The 23,968-nt window shown below is 55.0% G+C and carries 15 protein-coding genes and 1 pseudogene; 3 read left to right on the top strand and 13 right to left on the bottom strand.

All coding sequences use genetic code 11. From position 1 onward, the window contains the following. Positions 1–251: 251 nt before the first annotated feature. From ETF27_RS01220 to ETF27_RS01285, 13 genes and pseudogenes are all read right to left on the bottom strand, one after another. Entirely contained in the window at positions 252–7,136 is a 6,885-nt protein-coding gene (locus tag ETF27_RS01220; protein ID WP_147785338.1) for a CotH kinase family protein, read from the bottom strand. Between the two features lie 4 nt (positions 7,137–7,140). Further along, positions 7,141–7,461 carry a hypothetical protein gene (locus tag ETF27_RS01225; RefSeq protein ID WP_147785339.1) on the bottom strand — a complete coding sequence of 107 codons (321 nt, stop codon included), beginning with the start codon at positions 7,459–7,461 and terminating at the stop codon, positions 7,141–7,143. A 12-nt stretch (positions 7,462–7,473) separates the two neighbouring features. Beyond that, entirely contained in the window at positions 7,474–11,562 is a 4,089-nt protein-coding gene (locus ETF27_RS01230) for a hypothetical protein (protein ID WP_147785340.1), read from the bottom strand. 100 nt (positions 11,563–11,662) lie between these two features. Further along, positions 11,663–12,127 carry a hypothetical protein gene (locus ETF27_RS01235; protein WP_147785341.1) on the bottom strand — a complete coding sequence of 155 codons (465 nt, stop codon included), beginning with the start codon at positions 12,125–12,127 and terminating at the stop codon, positions 11,663–11,665. Position 12,128: 1 nt separating this feature from the next. Continuing rightward, complete coding sequence (locus ETF27_RS01240) at positions 12,129–16,511, bottom strand: SHOCT domain-containing protein (protein ID WP_147785342.1); 4,383 nt, start codon at positions 16,509–16,511, stop codon at positions 12,129–12,131. Between the two features lie 3 nt (positions 16,512–16,514). Next, on the bottom strand, positions 16,515–16,709 hold the full coding sequence (locus tag ETF27_RS01245) for a hypothetical protein (protein ID WP_147785370.1): 195 nt from the start codon (positions 16,707–16,709) through the stop codon (positions 16,515–16,517). Between the two features lie 38 nt (positions 16,710–16,747). Then, positions 16,748–17,227 (bottom strand): hypothetical protein, encoded by a 480-nt coding sequence (locus ETF27_RS01250; RefSeq protein ID WP_147785343.1) that lies wholly within the window; start codon positions 17,225–17,227, stop codon positions 16,748–16,750. Then, a complete protein-coding gene (locus ETF27_RS01255) occupies positions 17,227–17,733 on the bottom strand; it encodes a hypothetical protein (RefSeq protein ID WP_147785344.1) in 507 nt (168 codons plus the stop codon). The genes ETF27_RS01250 and ETF27_RS01255 overlap by 1 nt, the downstream gene beginning before the upstream one ends. Then, entirely contained in the window at positions 17,730–18,176 is a 447-nt protein-coding gene (locus tag ETF27_RS11405; protein WP_240048099.1) for a hypothetical protein, read from the bottom strand. The genes ETF27_RS01255 and ETF27_RS11405 overlap by 4 nt, the downstream gene beginning before the upstream one ends. 382 nt (positions 18,177–18,558) lie before the next feature. After that, complete coding sequence (locus ETF27_RS01270) at positions 18,559–19,029, bottom strand: N-acetylmuramoyl-L-alanine amidase (RefSeq protein ID WP_147785346.1); 471 nt, start codon at positions 19,027–19,029, stop codon at positions 18,559–18,561. After that, positions 19,029–19,214: a hypothetical protein gene (locus tag ETF27_RS01275; RefSeq protein WP_147785347.1), complete on the bottom strand. Its 186-nt coding sequence runs from the start codon at positions 19,212–19,214 to the stop codon at positions 19,029–19,031. The genes ETF27_RS01270 and ETF27_RS01275 overlap by 1 nt, the downstream gene beginning before the upstream one ends. 62 nt (positions 19,215–19,276) lie before the next feature. Continuing rightward, a pseudogene (locus tag ETF27_RS01280) lies at positions 19,277–20,209 on the bottom strand (hypothetical protein); the annotation flags it as partial. 27 nt (positions 20,210–20,236) lie between these two features. After that, the gene (locus ETF27_RS01285) at positions 20,237–21,277 is read right to left on the bottom strand and encodes a head maturation protease, ClpP-related (RefSeq protein ID WP_147785349.1); all 1,041 of its coding nucleotides are present in this window, start codon (positions 21,275–21,277) and stop codon (positions 20,237–20,239) included. A 263-nt stretch (positions 21,278–21,540) separates the two neighbouring features. On the opposite strand from ETF27_RS01285, the gene ETF27_RS01290 reads away from it, so the two are divergent. From ETF27_RS01290 to ETF27_RS01300, 3 genes are read left to right on the top strand one after another with little or no spacing between them, the layout of a single operon-like run. Then, entirely contained in the window at positions 21,541–21,987 is a 447-nt protein-coding gene (locus ETF27_RS01290) for a helix-turn-helix domain-containing protein (RefSeq protein ID WP_007175455.1), read from the top strand. A gap of 25 nt (positions 21,988–22,012) precedes the next feature. Continuing rightward, positions 22,013–23,545 (top strand): hypothetical protein, encoded by a 1,533-nt coding sequence (locus tag ETF27_RS01295; protein WP_147785350.1) that lies wholly within the window; start codon positions 22,013–22,015, stop codon positions 23,543–23,545. Further along, positions 23,542–23,967 carry a phage protein Gp36 family protein gene (locus ETF27_RS01300; RefSeq protein ID WP_147785351.1) on the top strand — a complete coding sequence of 142 codons (426 nt, stop codon included), beginning with the start codon at positions 23,542–23,544 and terminating at the stop codon, positions 23,965–23,967. Before ETF27_RS01295 ends, ETF27_RS01300 begins: the two co-directional genes overlap by 4 nt. Position 23,968: the final 1 nt, after the last annotated feature.

Raw genomic sequence — 23,968 nt, forward strand, 5'->3', positions numbered from 1 at the left:
CGAGTTCGAATCCGATGCACCGTTATTCGCATTCGAGTTCGATACACCGCCAGCCGCATTCGCGTAGTTGTAGCCGCGATAGACCACACGGGATATGGAGAACACCGCCGTAATATCAAGTGCAAAGGTACTCATTTTCAGCGAGGCGGCGTAATTTTACAACCAACATCGACGGGCTTACGCCCGTATCCCGATGTCCTCGTTCCTCGGACATCACGCTTTGTCGCTACGCTCCCGCTTTGCGCTTTCGCCTACGCAACCTCGCTCGCCGCCTTATACGCCCCCACGCTCTGCGCCCTCACGATTCTGCCGCGGAAGGCCAGACGCGAGCCGACATTCGAGTACGAAACCGATGCACCGCTACCCGCATTCGAGTACGATACACCGCCAGCCGCATCCGCGTAGCCGCAGCCGCGATAGACCACACGGGACTGTGCACCGCTGAACCAGTATTTGTCAGAGTAATAACTCGAGGACGAGCCCACCACGTTGCCCACCGGTATCACGTCCATATACTTCCCGTGAGCCACCGCCGTTATCCAGTAGTCGCTGTTCGACGTTCCTTTCACCCAGCGCACACTGCCGTCCGGTAGCCATATCCGCCACTTGGCATAGCTCCCGCTGTCGTTCGGTACGTCCACGCTGTCCATCATATCCCACTTGTTCCCGTAGATATCCTCATAGCCCATACAGCAGATATTGTTCACCTGTGTCACTGCTGCACCGCCATACTCGTCTACGCTCCTGTACCAGGCATATTGGTGCACGCCATAGTCCACGATACTATTCGTAACGCCACTGCTGACGCCGCTCGCCTCCGTATAGCCGATAGTGTCCTGCATGCCACGCTCTGCCGTGCCACCCGTCGTGCGGTTGTTCGTGTGCTGTCCGGCTCCGCACTGTTCCTGAGCGTTCCTACGCCCGTAACAGGCGAAGAATAGGTTGGCAATGCGTGAGTGCATCAGCGCATCTATCTGTTGCATGCCACGCTGAACACTGTAATAATGGAAGTCCGTCCAAGTCATGCTTGCCGTCGTGCTGCCACCAGTAATGGCCGCACGTAGTTTGGAACCGATAACCGTAGAGCCGACTACGGCACAGAGATGCTCGTCGTTCGCCACCCATTCCGGCTCCATGTCCTCTATCCGCGTGCTGTTACTTAGGACTACGCAGTCGAACTCCGCCGTGTTCAGGATGGTGAAGTGCAGGTTCACGGCCGTCGCCGGCACGTCGGCTATCAGGTACATGCCCGCCTCGAACTTGTTGCCGATGGTCGGAACGACAACCGACTTCACGACCTTGCCCTCCGCGTCCACGAACACCGAACCGATGAGGTTCGTGCCGGGAACGCTTGGGAAGCGGACACGCTTGAAACCTTCCACACCTACCTTGCACACGCTGTAAGTTGTATCGTTCGTATAGGAGTTCTGCAGCGTCTCCTTGCCGCTCGTGATTTTCTTGCCCGGCAATACGCCGCCCTGCGTCCTCCTGATGTCCTCCAGCGTCAGCACGGTTGCCTTGGGACTGTCCGGCTTGTGTGCGGCATCGTTGCTGCTGTAGCAGCTGTAGTGCTTTCCCTTCAGATAGTCGTTGATACCCTTGCTCCAGAAAAACGGCTCGTACATCATCCAGTCGCCTTCCGTACCGTCCAGCTTCGCCTCCGTGCCGTCTGCGTACTTGTTGCTGTTGGCATCGTCAAGGGGGTAGTAGGTCATCTCGCCGTCGAGATTGTTCACCGTCGTATCCTGCCCGGCCATGTTCACGTTACGCGTGGTGGCTTTCTTGGTGACCTTTGCCAGCACGCGGTGCCGTTGTTTCAGAATGGCCGTAACATGGCCGCTGGGTATGTAGGCCGTTCCGTTTCTGTAGCCCGTGCCGTTGTCAAGGTTCGTCACGTTGGCGTCGTCGGCCACTGCGTCGTCGAACTCTATCACCGTGTAGTCCGGCTGTCTGATGTTGAGTTCCGGGAATTTTTCGTGCATGGCAGCGTATTCACCGTCTTCCATATATGCCGTAAGGTGCACGGTACCCACAAGTGCGCAGTAGTCCACGGCATTACCTTCCGCATCCACGCCCTTGAGTGCCTTGTACTTGGCGAGCAGCGTACCGTCATCTTTCATGTCAATGCCCTCGATGCGTACGCGCTCCACATTTATACACCTGCCGATGATGGTTTGCCAGTCCAGATTCGGACAGCCGGCAAAGCGCAGCGTCTTCACCGTGCGCCAGTTCTGCAGTGTCAGTCCGCTGTCCTTCAGTTCCGGCAGATACCCCAGCTGGAGCGTCTGTATGTTGCCACCCAGCTTGAGTGTCTTTGCCGGTGCGCCCGGTGCAATCAGCACAGCCTGTACGTCCACGCCCCGTGCGTCCAGCGTCTTCAGTCTTGTCTGCGGCGTGAAGTCCAATTCCTGGCTTGACAGCGTACCCGTCCTGGCGTTCGTCTGTCCGTAGAGATTGATGTCCGTCAGCTGGCGACACTGGTCAATTACCATGCACCAGCCCGTCGAGCCGCTGCCGGCCGTCTGCAGGTTGAGTTTCCTGAGAGCCTTGCACTTGTTCAGGTTCACATCGCCCGTCAGGTTGTCCGCAGCCCCGCGCATGTCCAGCTCCGCAATGCGGCTTGCGCCATAGATGCGGATAGGGTCGTTTACGGTAAAGGCATTCGCAAAGGTCAGCGTCACCTTGCCGCCTTTCTCCGCACGACGGCTTGCCTGCAGGTGCGGGGCATTGTTCGTGCCGTAGCCGAAGTAATATAGGTCGCCGGCCGTCACCGTTATGGTGTTGGCCGGAGCGTCAGCCTTACGGCTCATATACATATCGATGTTGTCAGAAAGGAAGTTGCCCGTCTCGTATTTCGCGTCGAGCAGGGAAAAACGGTTTTTGATGAACCAGTGCCGGAACGCCTGCTTGTCGCCCTTGAGCGCATAGATGTAGGGGTACTTCACCAGCTGTCCTTTCACGATCACGCCTTCCGTCTGCGGCTTGATGTACTTCAGTGCGCCGCTCTTGTTGTAGACACGGCCACACCAGTTGCCCTGCTGCTCCTTATCAAACACCTCACTCGCACGCTCCTCTGTCAGGTAGGTACGAATCTTCCCAGCCATCCTGACAATATCGTCCTTCAGGTTGGCCAGTACCAGGCACCACAGCCAGGAGTCGTATCCCTCGAAGGCATACTTCGACTTCTCCGCGTCCCAGGTCTCACGCATCACGTCATAGAGGTATGCCAGCATGGAGTCGTTGCGGTCACCCTGCTGCGTGTCGCCGTCGTAGTAGAGGATATACCACACCGACAGGTTCCATGTCGCCCATATCATGTTCTTTGCCCGCTGATCCACATTGGCGAAGAAGTCCGTGAAGAGCCACCAGCATAGCAGGAAGTCCTTGTTGATGTACTGTCCAAGCTCGCCTTTAAACTTCTGCGAGACGAAGGTGCTGATGTCATCCGGTGTCGCGCCAGACGGCACGCAGTCCCTTATCCAGCCCCACAGACGCTTGAAGGCACCCTTCTGCGCCTCCGTTGCGGTTGCCCATGTTATGTCTTTCGGGTAGTTGAACTCCAGCGCATTGTCGAACTCTGCGACCGCCTGCGCATCAAGGTCTGCCTTCCCCTGGAACAGACACAGGGGCTGCGTATTGTTCAGGAACTCGAAGGCGACCGCTTTCTTCGGGTCAAGCCCCTCAACGCCCTTCATCCCGATGATCTCCTGCCAGTCGCTCTTGTCATGATTGAGGTTGTACTGTCCGTAATAGGCAGGCTTGTCTTCCATGCTTTCCGCGGAGAACACGTCGATGGGGAAGCCGTCGATGGCCGTGCGCACGCTGCTGTCCGTCTGCTGCGCCGGCGTGAGGAAGCCCAGAGCCTTCATCATGTCGTTCCACAGCTTCGCACCGCCGGTGTTCTGCACCATCGAATTGTCAGAGTAGTCCGCCTTGGCGCACAGCACCTTTACTTTCTTCTGTCCGGGTCGCAGGGCTACCTTCAGCTCCTCCTGCTTCACGCCGTCCACATACATCTCCGGAGTCTCGCCCTTGGCACAGTAGATGCGGTAGTTTTTCGTCGGGTACTTCGTCGAACTCGTGCCCTGAATGCGGACATAGACATTCTTCAGGTAGACATACCGACCGTCGGGCAGCCATAGGTGCACATCGGAGAGGAAGTCCGCCTTCTTGTTGTTCTCGGCGTTCACAGGGTCCAGTCCTCCCTTGCGCACCACCAGCATGATGCCCTTGCCCTTTTTGCGCAGTTTCTCGAACTCGATGCTCCGGCCATCATCGCCCAGCACGTCATTCTCCTCGAAGAGTGCGGCCATCTCGTCCAGTGTCCGGCGGTCTATGATATGGTTGTCCATCTCCTCATCGTCGGTCAGTGCGCGGTCATAGACCCTGACGGTGCGTACCTCCACGTCCGCACCGGAACTGTCGATGGTGATGCCCTCCGGGCTGTCCTGCATGAAGTTGTCGCTCTCACCGTAGATGTCCGCCGCACTCCGCGTGCCGTTCACATACAGTTCCATCAGCCTGCCCTCGGAGCGTTTGCCGATGACGAAGGCTATCTTCACCCACATGTCTGATCCGTACTGTCTGCCCACGCCGACCTGCTGGTTGGTCTTCCCGCCGTCCTCGTCAGCTACTTCCTTGGTGGACCCCGTGTACATCATCGCCTTGTCGGCCGTTATCCGGAAGCCTTTCGTGCCGCTCATGCACGACACCACGCCCGCGTCCTTGTCCGTGATGTTGGACACTTTCATTTCCACCTCCACCGTGCAGCCTGCGGTGGCCGCATCGGAGGTGAACGGCATAAAGGCTATCTCAGCCTTCGCGCCATTGAGCAGCTTCAGCGCATCACCCGTCCAGCCGCTCGTGTTCCAGTCCACGCCGTCGAATGCCGTCTTCACGCTGCCGTATTCCCAGTGTGCCGGATCTGCCTCGCCGTTGCTGCGTCCCGCCGCGCTGAGCTTCAGCTTCAGCCCAAGCGTCGCTTCGCCGATGTCGATACCACTCTTCTCCACCTCGATGTCAAGGGGATATTCCGTCGCACCGCATACGAGCCTCATTTTCTGTGTGCCCTGTGCCGTGAAGCGGTTGGTGTAGGTCTGCACCGTCCTCGGAACGCTCACGTTCTGTGTGGGAGTACCGTTCATAAAAACGGTCATGCCGGCAGGTGTGCCGCCTGCATCATAGACGGCATACTCGAAAGAGAGCTGCTCGTACTGCCCGGTCTTCAGCAGCGGGGTCAGGTGGTTGTCAGTAAGGATGCGTCCGTCCCGGAAGACATGTTTCGTGCCGATCAGCGGGCGGCTGCTCCCAGCCTTGAAAATATCCATGTAGATACTCTCGCTGCGCAGCGTCAGCCCGCCCCCGGCTTCCATCTCCGCCACCAGCTGCACCGTATGGCGGCCTACCGCCAAAGGGCGCATCGGAATGGAGAAGCTGCCGTTGGTGGTACCGCTGCGCGTTACCGCGCGGTTCTCATGCTGCTTGCCGTCCACGTAGAGGAATACTGTCTTCGTGCCCGTTCCCTGCACGGTATAGGGTATCACTGCACTGTCGCCTGTATCATAGCCGCCTCCGGCTGTTCCGTCCGAGAGGGCATAGTCGCTTCTCAGCGTCAGGCTCACTGCCTTCACGTTCACATATGCCTGCTTCGCCTGAGACTTTCCCGTGTCGGGGTCTGTCGCCGTGGCTTTTACATAGATGTCGGTCGTACCCACCTGAAGGTATTTGCTAACATTTAAGGTGTAGGTACCCCGGCTTACATTCTCAATGGTCTGTCCGTACACAAGGATAGAGCCGCGCAGGACGCGTATCTCGATGGTAGCTTTCTGTCCGGTGGTCTGCCCGGCATCCTCGCCTCCCACATACCGGTGGTCGTAGCTGTAGGTCAGCACGCAGTCGCCGCCTTCCTTGATGACATTGTGGTCTACGCCGGCACCCAGCACGATCTTGGCGGAAGACGTTTCCCCACCGCCACCTCCTCCGGAAGCCAGCGTGAACTGGGTAATGGCCACGCCGCTCTTGTTCTTCAGTGTAACGGTCTGCTTCCCGTCTTCCTCGGTCACATCGCTGTCGAAGAGTGTGCCGGCTTCTATCTCGCCGATTTTGCCGGTAATGGCACGGTTCTGCACGGGGTTCGTACTGCCGGCATCGAGCGTCTCGTCCACCTCGGTCTCGTTGACCGTGAGGCTGATGTTGCCCTGGCTGTCGGGAGTGCCCTTTTGCCCGTTTAGCGTTACGCTCTTCACTGTTCCGCCACCGCCGAAGTCGTCCCAGCTGCTCTCGCTCTCCCAGGTCGCCAGGTTGGTTCCGGCAAACTGCTTGGTCTGGTATTTTCCTTGAGACACTTCAAAGGTAACGCACCGTCCCTTGGCGCGCAGCTTCTCTTCCACGGCCTTGATGGCTGTGCCCAGCGTGTAGTATCCTGTTTCGAGGGGATAGACCTCGCTCACGTTGATGGTGTTTCCGCCGCCCGTGCCGCTGGCCTCGGCAAGCGTGCCGTCCTGTTCGTTCCATGCGTAGAGCACGGAGCCAAGCAGGTAGAGTTTGTCTTTCTGTATCACCTTTCTGTCCTCGGTGAGGTAGAGGTCAGCGCCCTGCCAGTTGCCGTAATACTTCCCCTCGCGCTTTCCGGCAAACACTCCCTTGGAGGCTATGAAGTACACACCGGCTACCGCCGAGGCACTCTGCTGCTCAATGGTGGCGTCTGCCAGTATGCCGTCAAAGCGCGCCGTGGCTCCGTTCAGGGCTTGTACTGCCACATCTTCGTACCGGTCAATGACCTGCTGGGTGGAGTCTTTTACCGCAGCAAGGTCTTCAGCAGCCTTGTTCGCAACCTGCGCGGCCGCCTGTGCTTCCTGTGCCTTCGTGTCGGCATTGGTGGCAGCCTGTACTGCTTTTTCCGCCGCGGTATCTGCCGCCTTCTTGGCTGCCTGCGCCTGTGCTGCCGCATCGGTTGCAGGCTTGCCCAGCAGACTTATCGGAGCGGTCACCAGTTCCTCGCCGCGCATCGCCGGCAAGGTCTTCACCCCGTCGAGGCTCTGCACCTCCTGCAGCTCGGCTACACTCTGGCTCTCGCTCTTGATTTGCGAGAGTATGTCCTGCTTCAAATCCTGTCTTTCCTGTTCTGTCAGTGCCATATCTTTATGATTTATATTGATTAAACTTCGGTCTTGCTTTCAGGTAATCTGGCTCCGCCTGATGAGCGTATGCCTCGCGCTCAAAACTGATATGTCTGTAAGCCTCGTGCCGCTTCGGGTATCTTGGCAGCAGGCACAGCCATTCCAGCACATACAGCACATAGAACGGTACATACAGCAGCTCGCGCATCTGTGCCGTGTGGATAGCCTCGTGGTTCAGGTCAGTGTCCGTCATACGGTACCCTTTCCTGACCATCACCACGCCGAAAAGATTGATGGCCTTGAACCCCTTCGGGGGCAGCAGCCGGTTGTAAACAGTCTTCATGCTTATATCTTTTTAATTTTGCCTGTTGATGATTCTCGCCGTATATTGGGTGGTGAAACCGTCTATCTGCACAGTGCGCTCCGGATCATACACCAGCAGCAACTCCACAGTGTCTCCTTGTCCCATTGTCATATCTCCCCACTGTTCGCCATTCCAAGTGGTAAGCAGCGGATAGTCCTCTTTGTTCCAGGGTGTCTCCTGCCTGCTGTTCTTGGTCTTGTTCCGGCCGAATATCACGAAGTCTCCTGCTCCCAAGTCAGAAGAAACAGTCAGTCGGAAGGCAAACGGTGTGTTCTGGCCTATGCCCAGAGTAGAACGCATTGCAGGAAGACGAGGAAGTGCTATGCCGGAGTTGCCTGCTGTACACACCACAATCAGGCGGTTGCTGTCCTTTATCTCCACATCATAGATGGTATTGGCTTTGTCCACCTTCACCTTATCAAAGCGGAATCCGTCCACGAAACCATTCAGTGCACCGCTTCCTTTCCCTGCGAAGGCGAAGTTGCCGCTCATGGAATTCTCTATGTCGAAGATGATGCCATATTTAGGTAGAAAACCCCATTTCTTGCCGTTGCTGTCAGTATAGTCTGTTGCCGTGTCAACAAGCCTTGTGAGCATAGGCTGTCCAAGACTATGCCACGTTCCGAAAATCGCCTGTCGGTCTTTGGCGTTGAAGCCTATCATCGTGTCATACAGGAACAAACCATACCTGTCATCCACAACTTTGTAGCTACCGTCCGGCTGCAATACACGGCTTGATACACCAATATGGTTTCCACTGATGGCAAAGCCGCCAATGTATCCTGTCTCAGCATTGACCTCGCCGCCGAACTTGCCGTTCTTGGCCTCAATGCTGCCGTCGGGCAGTATCCTAAAATTCCCATTGGCCGTTACAAGTCCTTCCAACTTGATATTGTCGGCAAGCAGCTTGATGACGGTCCTCGTGTGTCCTTCGGCATCGGTCTCTTCCACCGCTACACCGATGAGCGCCAGTTTCCCGTCGGGACCTTGTGCATAGATACCGCTACCCTCAGCCTTTACCATGATGCCACTCTCGGCAAGCACACGACCGTCCTTATCGAAGTTCTGGGCGGCTATTTTTACGAGTTTCTCGCTTTGCTCGAACAGTGTCCTGTACTTGTAGGTCAGGCTCTCTATCTTGTCCGTGCTCAATATGAGCATATAGAGGTAGATGTCCCCTGTGAAACTCAGTGTGAAGTCGCCGGTACCGTTCCACAGCCCGTTGCAGGAGAACTGCTTGTACCCCTCCGTCGGCGTAAGCACTTCCTCCACTTCCATAGAGTTGAAGTTCTCAAAACCGGTCTTATCCACGTTCTCGAATCGCACCTTCAGCGTGCCTTCTTTCGCGCAGCGGTAAAAGAAGCTCAGATACACCGGCAGGGCTTCCTTCTTGCCATCGGTATTTGTGCTCATCGCCGGCACGCTCTTCAAGTTGACGTTCTTCTGCGTGATATACTTGTTTTTTATATGCACTACCACACGCCCGTCATCCTTCGTAACACTCGCGCCATCGCCTTTCTTGGTCAGCACATTCTTATTGGCCCATATCCACTTGTTACCCACCAGCCAGAACACCGTCTCATTCTCCGTGAGCCACTTGCTCAGTCCCTCGTCAAAACTGGGATTGTTCAGGTAACCCTTATCCGTGGCGAAGTCCTGACGGAGCGCACTCACGCTGCTTGCTATCTTCCCCTCGGTTATCTCGAACTTCGTCTTAATGTCCTCACCGGTAACGAGCAGGAAAGTGCCGCGCAGGTAGGCGTTGTCGCTGTACAGGCCGTTTCCATGGGGTTGGTTGTCTGACGGAAACCTGTCATCCTTGATACCGTCCAGATTGCCCAGTCTTGCACGCAGGCTGTCCTTGAAGTTCTTGCCCTTCACGCCGTCCATCACATCCACCCTCGGCTGGCCGTCCTCGGTCGCCGATATGAGTATCAGGTTTTGGCGCAGCGCGTTCTCGGTGTTGCCCATCTGCACGCACTCGTCGGCAGCCTCCGGCAAGGAAGCGTCGAACTCGCTTTCCTCCACCAGTACGGAGTTTCCTTCCACGGCAGCCACTTCCACCCAGTAGCTTTTCAGCCGCCCTCCGGTAAAGGTCGCACAGCGCATCAGGTCGTGAGCCTCGAAGGTATTCTCCTGCTCGAAGGTGATACGCCAGTAGCCGTCCGTCTTCTCCACGCTCTTTATCTTGCCGTTGGCGGCACTCACCACCAACTGTCCGCCTACGCTGCGCACGCGTTCTATCAGCATTTCAAGGACAACCATTATCTGACGCACGGTCAGCTTGTCGAGCGTCAGGTTCGCCAACCCGTCCTTGTCTATCCACATCTGCCAGCCCTCACCGGCCATACCGTCCCTGAACCTAGCACTGCGCAGCAGCTCGCGCACCACCAGTGTCAACAGCTCCGCATTACCCTTGCCGTCAAGGCGGCCGCCCTGGGTTCCGGACTCGAAGTCCCCAAGGTCCAGTCCCTCGTCAAAGATGATTTTCTTCTTGGCGCGGTCCGGGCTGTTCTTGCTCAGGAACTCCTTGTGCGTCCGCCTGGCACTGTACAGGTTGGTATCTGTCGGCTGTGTCGTATCCCAGCTGCGGATAATGTCGGGGACATTGATACCGCCGACAAGCGTTCCTGCATAGTTCTTCGCATCCGCGATGGCACTGTCCACCCTGGCCATCGTACCCGTCGAGAGGGCATCGCTGATCTCGAGGTCCATCTGCCCCGGCTCATTGACCTTCCGAATGATTTTCGTAATACGGCTCGACCGATAGCCTTTCCCGGGGAAATACTCGCTGCTCTCCAGCCGTATGCGCCGCCCTATGAAGAGTTCCGTGCCGGTCTCCTCAATCCAGACATGATCCGTCGGCGCCTTGTACCGGCTCACATCCAGGGCGTGCTTACTGTTGTACTCGTCAACCGCGGTACGGAATTCTTTCTCTGCCAATCCGTAGTACTCGTCCGGCATGCGGATGTTCCATAGGATATACTTGTCCCCTGGTTTCGGCACCAGCGTGCCGCCGGGCAGCTGCGTATCGTCGTTGTAAGGCCATATCGTGATGATTTCAAACTCCTGCGTCTTGCTGTCATAGTTCACCTCGAAGTAATGGTCATTGTCGGTGCCCAACCCAGCAAGCTCGCTGCCCTCCTGAAAGGATACATGTTTCACCAGTCCCCCAATCTCATAGTCGTTGGGGTCGAAAGTCAGGTCATTGTCCTTGAAGTAGTAAATCGTAAAGGGTTTGCCGTCCTTGTCCTTGACCTCTTTCGAGCGCACGCCGGCCACGACGCCGACACGCCGGGGATAGATGTCCGCAAAGGCTTTCTGCTCGTAGTGGTGGATAATGCCGTACCGCTCCACGTTGACATCAACGTACTTAACACCGTCGGGCAGCATCAGCCGGCTGTGTCCGTATTTCGCCGCATCAATGTTGCGCGAGCTGCCTATGGGGAACAGGCGTGTATAGAACTTCGCATTGTCGGCCTTGTCGCGGTCAAGGGCCGTCAGTCCCTTGTCATACCCGAGCGTGATTTCCTCACCGTGCTCGCAGCGGCACAGGTTTACAGTCTCTCCCTCTATCCACCATTCCACGCCTACGGCTTCCGCCAGCTCCTTCAGCCCGTCATTGCAGTACTTGCCGGTATAGTCGATGGTCACGTTGTCTGTGCCCTCCACGGTGCCGGCCTTGAAGTTGGTCGTGCCGTCCATGCCGTCATTGATGTTCTTCACGATCAGACGCACATGGTCTATGGGACGGGCAGTCAGCGTGAACACGGCCTCGTTTCCGCCATCGGTATTGTTCAGGATGAGGAAACGCTTGATAAGGCTCTCAATCCCGTACAGGCGGAGGCTGTATTCCCACTCGACGGTACTCTTCTCTGCGGGTACATACTTCTCCACCGCCCGGTAACGCTCGCCGCCATAGTCGATGTAGTCGTTCACATCGACGGGAATGAACTCGTACAGCGTGAAGGAGAGATTCAGCAGGTTATCCCCCTGTATCTCCTTTTCCTGTGTGCTGCTGCCATCGGGCTCTATGCGCCCCTTTACATTGCCGTAGCTGTCATATAGCGTCAGAATCATTTTTATATCGTTTGAATGGTGTTTGAATAATCGTGCAAATGAGCGCAAACAAGCTCGCTTGATTTGCCGAATGCAGCCGATTATCAGTTTTCTAATGATGTTATATTATCGGTTCGGGCTCACGGAACTTGACCTTGTAGCGGCCGGCCTGTACGCCCTCCTTCCACAGGTAGGTCAGCGTCCTGTATGAACTGCAGTCCAAATAGAAGACCCTGAGCGTAAGGTTCAGTTCCGTAAAGGTTATCGTCAGCCAGCCGTCCTTGCCTGTTTTCAGGAAGCTGATAAAGGCCATGTAGCTGGCCAGCCACTGCTCCCGTGTCCGGGCATACTGGGCGAAATGAAGCGTCACGTCGCGCTCGGCATTGGCGGGCAACAGTGTCCGGGAGTATTTCTTTCCGTCATGCTCCCGTATGTCCACGCCCACATGTTCCTTTGCCTTACTGGGTGTCAGAATGGCGTTCAGGTTTTCCCTGCCGCCTTTCTTCTCCTCGGTGAGGAACACGCCGTACTCCTTCCAGATATCCGTGCCGTTGATCAGTACAAGTCCGCCTAATATCTTATCCATACTATTTCACTTTTACGCCATCGCGAGTTATTTTTTTCATTTCTTCCTTTATATCTTTCAGAGATTGGGCACTGCTGCCCGTATTGTCCTCGATTTTCTTCAGGTGTCCCTGGGCGTCACTCATCCTGACGGCTATGTCCTCCACGCGGTCATCGATGCTTGCCCAGTGCATCTGACCGCTGACGAACAGTCCCTCCAGCTTTGTTCCCTGGTCCTGGCTCATTGTCATGAAGGCACCGCTCCTGCCGGACTGTGTCGTGCCTCCGGTCTTGTCAGTCTCCTTGATGATACCTTCGTTCCTCAGCTGCTCGATGTCGTTCCTGGCACTCTTCATATAATCCTCGTACTCCTGCTTCAGTGCGTCAAGCCGTTTCCGGTACTCGGCATCGGTTATCTCACCGCTTGTCCTCGCCTTGTTGAGTTTGGCAAGATTTTCGTACCATGTTTCCAGATTTTTCTGGAACTTCGCACCGACGAGGTTGTTCACTGCCATCTTGTTAACCATCTCCTGCCAATTCTCGGCAATCTCGTCAAAAACATTTTCCGAACCGTCGGCAAGAGAGTATAGAGAGTTGAGGAAGTCATCAAAGACATTGTCCTTGGTCGTGGTGGTCAGGTTCTCATAGAGGGCATCCGTAATCTCCTTCAGCTTGCCGGCCTGCTCGATATACTTGTCCAGCTTCTCGGCCACCCGACCGCCGTAGCCGCCCTTACCGGTATCCTGCAGCAGCTTCCACATATCCACATTGGAGCGCAGCATCTTCATTTCCTCCGGGCTGAGGTTCCAGATGTCCCCGTTCCACTTCCTGCCCATCTGGGCACTCAGGCGGTCTATCTGTTCCTGACTGTAACCGCGCCAGTAGTAGTTGAAACTGTGGTGCGCGGAATGGTAACCGGCCTGTGCCTGGGCAATGCCCTTGTAGTTGTCGATTGTCTCGCGTTGCAGTTTCTCCGCATCATCAGATATGCGGATGGCGATGGCTCCCCGGGCAGTCTTCATCTCATCAGTCAGGTCTTCGATGGCCTGCTCGAGCAGCTCGTTCCGCTTCGTCAGCCGATCGATGGCCTCCGCGACTTCCTTCTCGTTGGAATTGGTGAACCAGTCGCTCGGTCCCTTGGAACTCAAGGCCCCGAAGGACAGGATATTGCCGATACGACCCAGTACAGTGTCAAGCAGACCGCCAACGCCATTCACCACGATGCCCTCCAGCACCTTGAAGAGATTCTCCGGCAGGTCGAAAATGGCATCTATCAGGTTGCCAACCGCATCTAAGATGCTTACCACAAGGTCGTCTATCCACCGAAGCGAGATAAGCTCCGTAATGGCATTCAGAATCCCCGTTACAAAACTCTTGATGCTGTCCACAAGGTCCAGTATCAGTTTCGGTATCTGCGCCACGATACCGATGATGCCGCCAAGCCCGCTTGACAATACGCCCGACAGGCTTCCGCCGATACTCCCCAGCGCACTGCCCATCGTGCCCGACAGCGTGGTGCCTATCGTCTTCGCCATGCCTTCCCCCATCTGCGGAAGTATGGAATCCAGCGTTCCTTTCAGCTGGTCTATCTGCCCCACGGACTGCTGAATGCCGCCAAAGCCCTCCACACCCTGCCAGGCCTTGGCATTGCTTAATGCTGTTGTCAGTCCGCTCGTGAAATTCGCCACCTCATCGGAGGTCCGGTTCAGGGCCGCACCGAAACCCTCCATACTCTCATGTGCCTTGGCTGTGGCATCGCCCAGTTCCTGCGCCTTGGTCTCAAGTTCCCTGTACTGCTCTTCCGTAATCTCTCCTGAGGCGAGTTTCTTCTTGCCTTCGTCTCTTGTCTTCACGGCGGCTTCCTCAGCCTTCACGGCGCGGTCGTAGGCGGCCACGCTGTCCGTGAACTGCTTGATGGCCTCGTCCAGTTTCTGCCATGTCACGCTCTGGTCTGTACCGACATACCGGCGCATCTCCTGTATCAGGTCCGTCACCTTCTGCTGGGTCTCCGCATCGGCGTTCCTGTATTCGTCCGTCTCGACGTATGCGCGCAGCTGCTCCATCATCGGTGTTATCATCTCCTTGGTCAGGTTGCCCACGCCGCTGAAGAGAGCGCTCCAGTCGATGCCACGGCTGATCTCCTCGAACTTCATACTCGACTCGCGTTGCTGCTGTTCCTTGCGGAGTTGGGCTTTCTTCCACTTCTTTGTACTGTCGCTCACTTCGGAAGCGTCCACCTCGGCTATCTTCTGCGCTGTCTCCTTGGCGATGGCCAGCTTCTTCTGCTGGAACGAGCCATATTCCCTCAGGTATTCGCTCATCGCCTGAATCTCGTCCCTGCGCTGTTCCAGCTGTTTCTTCGCCTCTTCCTTGGCAATCTCTTTCTCGCCGTCCTTTTTCTTCATGGAGGCAAGGGCACGGGCTGAGGCAAGTGCTTCGGTCTGTTCACCGGTGAGATGTCCCTTTTGTGCATCGCGCCATTTCTTTTCCTGGGCGGCGAGTTCCTCCATTTCCTTCTTGTAGTTTTCCTGGATTTGTCGGCGTTTCTTTTCAGAGCCTTCCTTGAGCAGGTCTATCTCTGTCTGGCGGTTCTTCTGCTGCAGGGCAAGGAGTTCCTTTGCGTTACGCTCTTCCTCGTTCCTGGTGTCCTTCGCGGTCTTGGTCTTGCCTGTGGTTTTCTTCGGTTTGTCTGGGGCGGAGTGCCCACCGATATTTGCACTCTTGCCAATGGATGCAGCCTGTTTTTCCAAATCGGCAGCCTGTTTGAGATAGCTGTCGCGTTCCGCCTCCAGTTCCTTGGTTCGCTTGTTGTATGCTTCCTTGTTGTACCGCTCTACGGCCGCATGACCATCGTACATGCCGTTGCTCTCTGACTGCATCAAGTAATGTCCCATACGGGCAAACCAGCCCATATCGCTTTCCGCATTGCCCGGTTTGGTCGCCTTGTGCTTATTTACCTTCTCATCGGCTTCCACGGCCTTGTTCACGAGTGCCTGCGCCTTGGCCTGGAGGAAAAGCATCTGTATGTACTGCTCGGCTTTCTGGGTAAGTACATCGTACCATTGGGCAACGGTGTCATAATAGCCGAAAGCCTCGCCGTACTTGCGGTTCATCTCCTCACACTTCTTCTTCTCCTCTTCCTTGGAGCCGGTGAAGTTCTTCAGGCTCTCCCGGGTGGTGTCTATCTCAAAGCGGGTCTTGATCATCTCTGCCCGTCCCTGTGATTCAATCTCTATACGTTCCTGCGCCTTCCTTGCCGCTTCTTCCTGTGCATCGGAGTACTTGTTCCAAGCCACGATGAGTCCTGTAATGACAACGGACAGACCGAGTGTCAGCGTGGCCATGAGTGCCGTTGCCGCGGCATTGGAAATACCCAGTGAGGTGGCAAGGCGGTAGTTGGCAGCCGTCAGCAGGTTCTTGACTTTCGTGACGGTTACCAGCCGGAATGCGCTGTCCTTGTTCAGGGCATTGAACAGCTGCTGCAGCCCCATCGTGATGGCCATGACGCTCTGTACCCGTGCCTGCACCTTCATCAGGTTTTCATTCTCGGAAGCGAAAAGGGACATCACGCCCGTGGCGGTGGTGAATGCGCCCGACAAACCGTTCACGCCGGATATGAAGCCCTGAAGGTTCGCGTCGTCATTGGAGAGGATACTGGTCTGCTGGCGCAGGTCTCCGAGAGTGTCTGAAAGTAGGGCAGCTTTCTCTGCCATCTGTCGGTACTCCTCGGTATTCTGCTCACCATTCAGACGCATTTTTGCCATGTCGTTCTGCAGTTCGCGCAACTGACGCGACAGGCGTTTGTTGCTTTCCCTGTTCTGTTCCTGTGTCTCTGTCAGGCTGTTGAGGATTACCTTTTCTTCCTCAAGGGCTTTCTTGGCGGCGTTCAATTCTGCTAGGGCTGCACCCTGCGCATTGCCCGGGGCTGCGTTGTCGTAGGCTTTCTGAAGGGAACGGACATCGGCTTCGACCTGTTTAATGACCGCCTTCTGTTCCGTTATCTTCTCTGTCAGGCTTTTATTTGCCGCTGCCGCCTGTTCCTCAGAAATGGTTATCTTGCGGTATTCCTGCTCCAGTTGCGCCACGCCCTGCTTGGCCTGTTGGTGTTCTTTCTCCAATTGCTGCAGTGCCCCGGTTTCCTCGGCAAGCACTTTCTTGCATGCGCTGATTTCTGCAATCAGCTCCTGCTGACCGGTTCCAGGCTTCATGGTCTGCAGCTTACGATGCATACGGTCAAGGTCAGTATTGACACCGTCAATCACCTTACGCTGGTCGTTGATCTTCGCATTGATAACGAGCGATGCGCGGCGGGCTGCACCAAGCAGCTGCTCGACGCTCATCTTGCTCTTGTCAAGTCCCGCCGTCAGGTTGTCCCGCATCAAAAACTCTATCTCTACCGGTTTCATTCGCTATTGTTTTAAGTTGCTTTGAAAAAACGCCACTATATCGCTGGCTTCACCTTCAGGGCTTTGTGTGCTACCGTTGGCTTGCTTGCCATCTACATAGCGGGGGGCGTCGCTCAGCATCATGATTAGTGTCTGGAAGTTCACGCCGTTCAGGATATAGTCCACGCTCCACCCCGTGGCACTCGCTATCTGCCATATAAACCCAAAGGGGCTATGGGAGCCTTCCCAACGGCTCTTTAACTCCCCCTCTTTCCTTGGCTCAGTCTCAGCTTCATCGGATTCGTCATCTCTGCTGATCTGATAATAGGTATAAAAGACTGCGTGCCCATCAGCAATACGAATTGGCTGAAGGCTGCCTTCTGGTACTCCCACTTCATCGAGTGCAGCACGAGCCATGACAGCAGCCATACCGGCAGCCACCAGCGTTCCATCGTCAGGGCGATGATACGGCTCAAGGTCTTGCCATGCCGGGCAAGGAACTGCATCTGTTCCTTATGGTCCATCGCTTCCAGTTCGGCCGCCGTCGTGTCCATCGTCAGGTAGGCATGCGCTATCTTGATCTGCCGCGAAAGCGTCGGACGCTTCATCGTCAGGCGAAGTCGAAACGGCTGCTTCCTGAAGGGTATCCTCAAATCCTTGAGAGGGAGGGAAACGCCCGCATCAAGCAAGGCCTCCGCTCCCTCTCTCTGGATTTTCCTGATTACTTGCTCGTCCATCAGCCTTCACCCAGAGTGTCATTGATTTCGTAAGGAGCACCGCCATCCTCGGGCTTGTTCACCTTCAGCTGGCATTCTACCTTCGAAACTTCGGTCAGCGTCAGCTTACCGCCGAGGTTGGCCAGGATGGTTCCGTTGGGAATGGTCATCGTCTGACCGCTCACGAAGTCGATGGTCCACTTGTCCCTCAATTCCACAAGGGAGGAAGGAGCCTTCCACCCTGTAACTTTCTCATTTCCGCTGCCGCCAGTCTTCACCAGCTCACCACCGAGAATGTTCTTCAAGTTCTCGTAATCCAACTGGATAAGGTTGAAAGTCGGACTGACCTGTCCGTTCTTTTGGAGCAGGGTCAGCACAGGCGCATCGGGAACCTGTTCGGCTTCCACGTCCACGCTCTCCGGCTTAGCGCCGCCCCAGTCCCAGCTGCCTTTTTCGATGTAACCTATCAGCGTGGTTCCTTTCTTCACGGCTGCAATGCCGTAGATGAATTTCTTGTTCTTGCTCATTTTCTAAGTTTTATAAAAGTGAATACTATTCCGATTATCCCGGACAGAAGCCCGGCACAAAAATACTTGAGCCACATGAGGAAGCCGTTACCGGTACTTTCCTTCTCCTCCTCCTTATGCTCAGCCTTGCTGTCGCTCGCAATTTTGAGTTGTCGTTTCAGCGTGCTGATGGTCTTGGCATATCTGGCGCACACCAGTTCCAGGCTGTCGCATCCGGCTTCAATCACTATCCGTTCCGGCTCATCAGCCGTCGGCGCCTTGTGGCTCACCTTCACGCTCGCCTGACCTTTCCTCGCCGTGTAGCCCGCCCCTTGGGGCAACAGGCGAAGACTGTCCAGGTTCAGTGTCAGGCTTACCGTCGACATCGGCACCTTCACGGGCATCTGGCTCGTTTCGGTGATGCTCACCGCCTCGCTGTTCCTTGCCTCGAGAGTGCTTTGCACGACTTGGCTTTCCCTCGTCAGCCTCTTCGTCGAGCGACAGCTCGCCATTGACAGGACAATTAGCGCGATGAGGGCAAACCTGAATAGCCTCGATAGCGCGGGAGAGGCGGTTGAGCGCACGCCGTGTCCGGCTGTTCTCGACTCCCAGAGCCTCAATCTGTTCTTTGGTCTCTTCATATTTCTTCTGTGTTTCAACCAGCAGCGTCGAGATGTCCTCGTACATCGTCTTGTAGGTGTCGTGCACCTCCTTGGCGGTCTTGGCCTCCCGCGCCTTGCGGTTCGCAATCCACGCAATGGCGGCACCGATACCGCCAGACGGGATTGCCCATTGCAGAATCTGTAATATCGTGTCTGCCATTGCTTGTATATTGTGAATTGTAAATTATGAATTATGAACTCCTATCTCGCGCAGCCACTTGCTAACGTCAAACGAAGGGCACGCCTTGCCCGGATTCAGGTCGTGGTGCCCCACAATGCGTATCTGCGGAAAACGCTCGTGGAAGTCGCGCACATAGCGTTTCAGGGCTTCCTTCTGCGCCGCCGTCCGCGTGTCCTTTGGCTTCATGGCTTTGTCGCAGCCGCCCACATACACGATGTGCCGGCTCACGCTGTTGTAGCCCGCCGCGCCGTTGGTAACCTCCCACGGATCCACCTGAGCGTCCTCGTTGTTGTCCACCAGCCGCTCCACGCTGCCGTCAAGGTGGAAGAGGTCCGTGTAGCCCACCTGCTTCCAGCCACGCCCACCCTTGCTTACTGGGGCGGTGTGCCAGTGGCGTATCTCCTTGGAACTTACCTCACGGCCTTCAGGTGTGGCGGTGCAGTGGATGACGAGATATTGCATTGGCTTGCTCATTATCCTATGGGTTCTGAGTATTCTGCCAAGCCACGGCTAACAACATCTGCAGCACGCTCAGTCTCAAATTCCAATACGGTACCGGCTTCGTAGCGGATAGTGGTGTCAAACTTGTCAAGGAAGTCCTGGACTACCTTGATAGATACCTTTTTCTCTTCATTCTTTTCGTTCTTTTCCTTTTCCATTTTTATTCTATTTTATGGTTTATACTAAATCTCTGCTGTCCACATGGTTATCCGTGTGCAAGGAACTTTGGTGAGGAACGCTTGTCCAGCACGATGAATTCCTCACCGAAGGCAATGTTAGTGTCTGCCTTCATAAGCATCTTGAAGAAGTACAATTCACTCATATTGCTCACAGGACCAATCTTGATGACATGTTCGTCGTCTTGGAGGTTCACGGCCGCAAACAGGTTGCTCGTCATTGCGTCGGGGCTGCACAGCGTGGCCACGATAAGGTCATCAGGCCATGCCGCGAGGGTCTCAATCTTGATGTCCTTGTACATCTTCAGGTTGCGCGTGGTTTCGTCACGGTTCTTGTACTCGCGGGCCGTCAGCTCGTCATCGTACTTGTTGAAGTCCGTAGGGCTCATCAGGAAGCGGAGGTTCGGGTTTTCAATCATCGCTACAGGAATTTTTGCACGCACTGCCTTCAGGCGGCCAACCATTGTCGTTTCATTCGAACTTACGACGACAACGTCCTGGTCCTTTGCAGCCTGTGTCAGGATGCCGTTGAAGAGATGGTCATCGTCATCACCTTGTACGCCGTTGATGTAGTGGTTCCCTAACTCGAACTGTACCTGTTTTGACAGGGCGTCGAGAAGCTGGTTCTGTACGGCAGGTGGAAGCTCTGCAAAAACGAGGTCGCCCTTAGGCTGGAACTGACGCCATACGCTCTCGAATGTGCGCGGGTTGAAAACCGTGAACGCCATGAAGTCCACAGGGTTCAGGCTCTGCTCCGAATAATCGAAGCCACCCTTCGAGTCGCTTACCTGGGGATCTTCCTTCTGCTGCTGCAACATCTTGCTTGTGCGCAGACGGGGAATGGATACTTTCTTCGACACATTCGGGATAATGTGGATAAGTCCCTTGCCCACAATCTCGTTGTTGGTCGTCGCAACGGTAAGGAGCTGCTCCAGCACCTCGCCATTGTAGTTGGTGTTTTTAATATTGATTGCCATTGTTTATGAAATAATTATTTACAGGTTTTACTTTCCGTGATATTTGTCGCGGATCTCACGCTGGCGCTTCTCCCAGGGACTCTCATCACCAGGATTGCCACCCTGCAGGGTGTCCCTTACCATTTTCTTTGTTGGCAAGGCTGCCAAAGCCTTCTTGCCGTCATCGGGGTGCTCTTTCAGCAGGTTCTCATAGACGGGGCGTGTCTCCGCATTGATGCGACCGTCTTTCTCTGCGGCATCGAGCAGGGCCTTGCGCGCTGCTGCCGCCGCTGCCTCTGCCGCATCCTCAAAGTCCTTCAATTTTGCCTTCAGCGTGTCATTCTCCTTACCGATACTGTCAGCGCGCCCAGCAGTGGTTTCCAACTGGTCGAGGCGTGCCAGCACGTCGGCCTCCGTCGCGCAGTCCTTGAACTGCGGACGTTTTTTCAATTCTTCAAAGTTCATGTCCGAAATGTTTAGTGGCTCATTGAGCCGGTTATTAAATATTGCATATATCTGTTCTGGCGTACTGTCCTCCGGCACAGGGTCTGCATCGTAAATGCCGTCAATCAGCCCAAGGCTAAGGGCTTCGTCTGCCGTCAGCCAATGGTCAGTACCGTCGAAATAGGCAGCCTTTACCGCCGCCGTATCCTTGCCCAGTCGCTCGGCATACATCTGGCACAGCGTGTCTTCCAGACTCTCCATCTGCTCAAGCACCTCCTTCAGGTCTTTCTTGTTGCCGTAGCAACCGCCACTCACGCTATGAAGCATCAGCCGGGCATAGCGGCTCATATATACCGGCTTTCCGCAAAGGGCTATGACGCTCGCCATAGACGCTGCCACACCATCTACATAGAGGGTGATGTTCGCCTTGCTTGCACGCAGGGCGTTGAAAATGGCTATGCCAGTATAGACCTCGCCGCCGACACTGTTGATACGGATATCAATATTCTTGTATGCCGATTCCGCTGCCATTAGTTCACGGGTAATCTGTCCGCTCGTCACCGCTCCATAGTTGTCGCCTATGTCTCCATACAGCAGGATGCAGCAGGTGTCTTCGCCGGGGATGATGTTGAAAAATCTATTCATTTGTCGTTGTCGTATTATTGTGGGTTCGCTTTACGATGCAATGATTGTGCAAGCGAGAGCAGAGCGGAACCACTTCCAGCTTTGCCGAGCGCAGCCAATTATCGCTTTTCAATGCAAAGGTGGGGGATTTTTCACAAGTTTGCAAATCGCCTTTTTATCATACAATACTTATAATCAACTTATTACGATACAAAGTTTTATCATACGGACACGATTTGCAAACACCACAAAAACAAGCCACCTTTGCATTATATTTTTCAAATATGGCAAAGGAATTAAGCAACACACAGAAGAAGGAATGGGCAAAAACGCTCTATCTCAAGGAGAATCTCACACAGCAGGAGATAGCCGACCGCGTGGGGGTGTCCCGCGCTACCGTCAATCGTTGGATAGCCGATGGAAAATGGGAGGAACAGAAGGTCGGACTCACGCTCACCCGTGAGGAGCAAGTAGCAAATCTCTATCGGCAGGTAGCCGAGATAAACCGGAAGATAGCTGAGAAGCCGGAGGGAGCGCGCTTCGCAAGTAATGCCGAGGCGGACATCCTCGGCAAGTTGTCTGCCGCTATCCGGAAGATGGAGACCGATGTCGGCATTGCTGATGTCATCAGCGTGCAGACAAAGTTTATCGAATTCCTGCGCCCCATAGACCTCGACAAGGCAAAGGAACTCACACAATTATCAGACGCATTTATTAAGTCGCTCCTGTAAACATTAACATTCAACCCACCCATATATGAAGCAAGCTGACAGAAACGCGCTGCTCGACTGGGAGAAGTACCGCCAGGACATCATGCGTGCCACACCTGTTGATAAGGAGATGAGCGTTGCCGAGCGTGAACGCCACCGCCTTTATCTGGAGGCGCATCCCATAGAGTGGATAGAATACTTCTTCCCCAACTATGCCAAGTATGAGTTTGCCGACTTTCAGAAACGCGCTATCCGCCGTATGATTGCGAACGATGAATGGTACGAGGTTCTCTCGTGGTCACGAGAGTTGGCAAAGTCCACCATTACGATGTTCGTCGTCATGTACCTCGTTCTCACGCGACGCAAGCAGAATGTTATCCTTACCTCCAACAGCAAGGACAACGCCATCCGGCTACTGGCACCGTACAGGGGAAACCTTGAAGCCAACGGGCGCATCATTGCCTATTATGGCAGACAGCAGTCCATAGGGGCGTGGACCGAGGACGAGTTCATTACCAAGCAAGGGGGTGCATTCCGGGCAATCGGTGCCGGGCAATCGCCTCGTGGCTCCCGTAACGAGGCCATACGCCCCGATGTGCTGCTCGTTGATGACTTCGATACTGATGAGGACACTAAGAACCCCGACGTCATTCAGAAGCGGTGGGAATGGTGGGAACAGGCACTTTATCCTACACGCTCCACCTCCGAGCCTACGCTCATAGTCTTTTGTGGTAACATTATCGCAAGGGACTGCTGCATAACCCGCGCTGGGGAGATTGCCGACCATTGGGACATCATCAACATACGCGACAGGAACGGCAAGAGTACATGGCCGCAAAAGAACACGGAGGAGCACATCGACCGTACCCTCTCAAAGATTTCCACGCTGTCGCAGCAGCATGAGTATTTCAACAATCCTATCTCGGAGGGGGAGATATTCAAGCAGGTGGTATATGGCAAGGTGCCGCCGCTCTCCAAGTTCAAGTTCCTCGTCATTTACGGCGACCCTGCACCGGGAGAATCGAAAGGAAAGAAGGGCAAGTCCTTCAAGGCGGTCATGCTCCTTGGAAAGAGAGACAGTAAACTCTATGTCATCAAGGCACGCCTCGCACAGGCACTCAATGCCGAGTTTATCGACTGGTATGTGCAGCTGCTCGAATATGTGGCAGGGCGCAGTACCGTATATTGCTGGATGGAGAACAATAAACTTCAGGATCCGTTCTTCCAGCAAGTGTTCCGCCCGCTCGTCCGAAAGGTGCGTAAGGAGAAAAACATCACGCTCTATATTCAAGGTGATGAGGAGAAAAAGACAGACAAGGCAACGCGTATCGAGGCAAACCTTGAACCAATGAACCGCGAGGGAAACCTGATTCTCAACGAGACTGAACGCGACAATCCGCACATGAAGGAACTGGAGGACCAGTTCAAGCTCTTCACACTCTCACTCAAATACCCTGCCGATGGTCCTGATGCCGTTGAGGGCGGAAACCGTAAGATTGACCAGACGGCACAGCGGGCTGACCGCCCACTCACACAGTCGCGAAGAAGTGTAAGAAACAGAAACAAATATAGATTATGAGCCAGTTTGTTGATATAAAGGACTATGACGCAAGCGTACACCGCGAAATCCTCGATGCGCTTGTAAGGGACGATGAGACACTCGTTGAGATTTGCGAGGACAGGGCCATCGCCGAGATGCGGGGCTACCTCTCCAAACGTTACGACTGCAACGCCATCTTCTCAGCATCGGGCGAAGAGCGCAACCAGCTTATACTGATGATGGTCATTGACATTGCCGTGTACCACATATTCTGCATACACAACCCTCAGAAACTCTCACAGGTACGCAAGGACCGCTATGAGAGGGCGGTGGAATGGATGAAGGCTGTGGCAAACGAGGAGGTTTCCATCGACGGCGCACCGCTACTGCCGGAGGAGGACAGGGCGAGAAAATCGGCACTGATGTTCAAGAGCAATCCAAAACGAATAAACAGATTATAAT

Origin of the sequence: Prevotella brunnea (genome assembly GCF_008016795.1) — a bacterium.
Classification (GTDB): Bacteria; Bacteroidota; Bacteroidia; order Bacteroidales; family Bacteroidaceae; genus Prevotella; species Prevotella brunnea.

Bases quoted from the DNA above. Each gene is read 5' to 3' on its own strand.
- ETF27_RS01220 (WP_147785338.1), bottom strand. From the start codon at position 7,136: ATGGCACTGACAGAACAGGAAAGACAGGATTTGAAGCAGGACATACTC.
- ETF27_RS01225 (WP_147785339.1), bottom strand. From the start codon at position 7,461: ATGAAGACTGTTTACAACCGGCTGCTGCCCCCGAAGGGGTTCAAGGCC.
- ETF27_RS01230 (WP_147785340.1), bottom strand. From the start codon at position 11,562: ATGATTCTGACGCTATATGACAGCTACGGCAATGTAAAGGGGCGCATA.
- ETF27_RS01235 (WP_147785341.1), bottom strand. From the start codon at position 12,127: ATGGATAAGATATTAGGCGGACTTGTACTGATCAACGGCACGGATATC.
- ETF27_RS01240 (WP_147785342.1), bottom strand. From the start codon at position 16,511: ATGAAACCGGTAGAGATAGAGTTTTTGATGCGGGACAACCTGACGGCG.
- ETF27_RS01250 (WP_147785343.1), bottom strand. From the start codon at position 17,227: ATGGACGAGCAAGTAATCAGGAAAATCCAGAGAGAGGGAGCGGAGGCC.
- ETF27_RS01255 (WP_147785344.1), bottom strand. From the start codon at position 17,733: ATGAGCAAGAACAAGAAATTCATCTACGGCATTGCAGCCGTGAAGAAA.
- ETF27_RS01270 (WP_147785346.1), bottom strand. From the start codon at position 19,029: ATGAGCAAGCCAATGCAATATCTCGTCATCCACTGCACCGCCACACCT.
- ETF27_RS01275 (WP_147785347.1), bottom strand. From the start codon at position 19,214: ATGGAAAAGGAAAAGAACGAAAAGAATGAAGAGAAAAAGGTATCTATC.
- ETF27_RS01285 (WP_147785349.1), bottom strand. From the start codon at position 21,277: ATGAATAGATTTTTCAACATCATCCCCGGCGAAGACACCTGCTGCATC.
- ETF27_RS01290 (WP_007175455.1), top strand. From the start codon at position 21,541: ATGGCAAAGGAATTAAGCAACACACAGAAGAAGGAATGGGCAAAAACG.
- ETF27_RS01295 (WP_147785350.1), top strand. From the start codon at position 22,013: ATGAAGCAAGCTGACAGAAACGCGCTGCTCGACTGGGAGAAGTACCGC.
- ETF27_RS01300 (WP_147785351.1), top strand. From the start codon at position 23,542: ATGAGCCAGTTTGTTGATATAAAGGACTATGACGCAAGCGTACACCGC.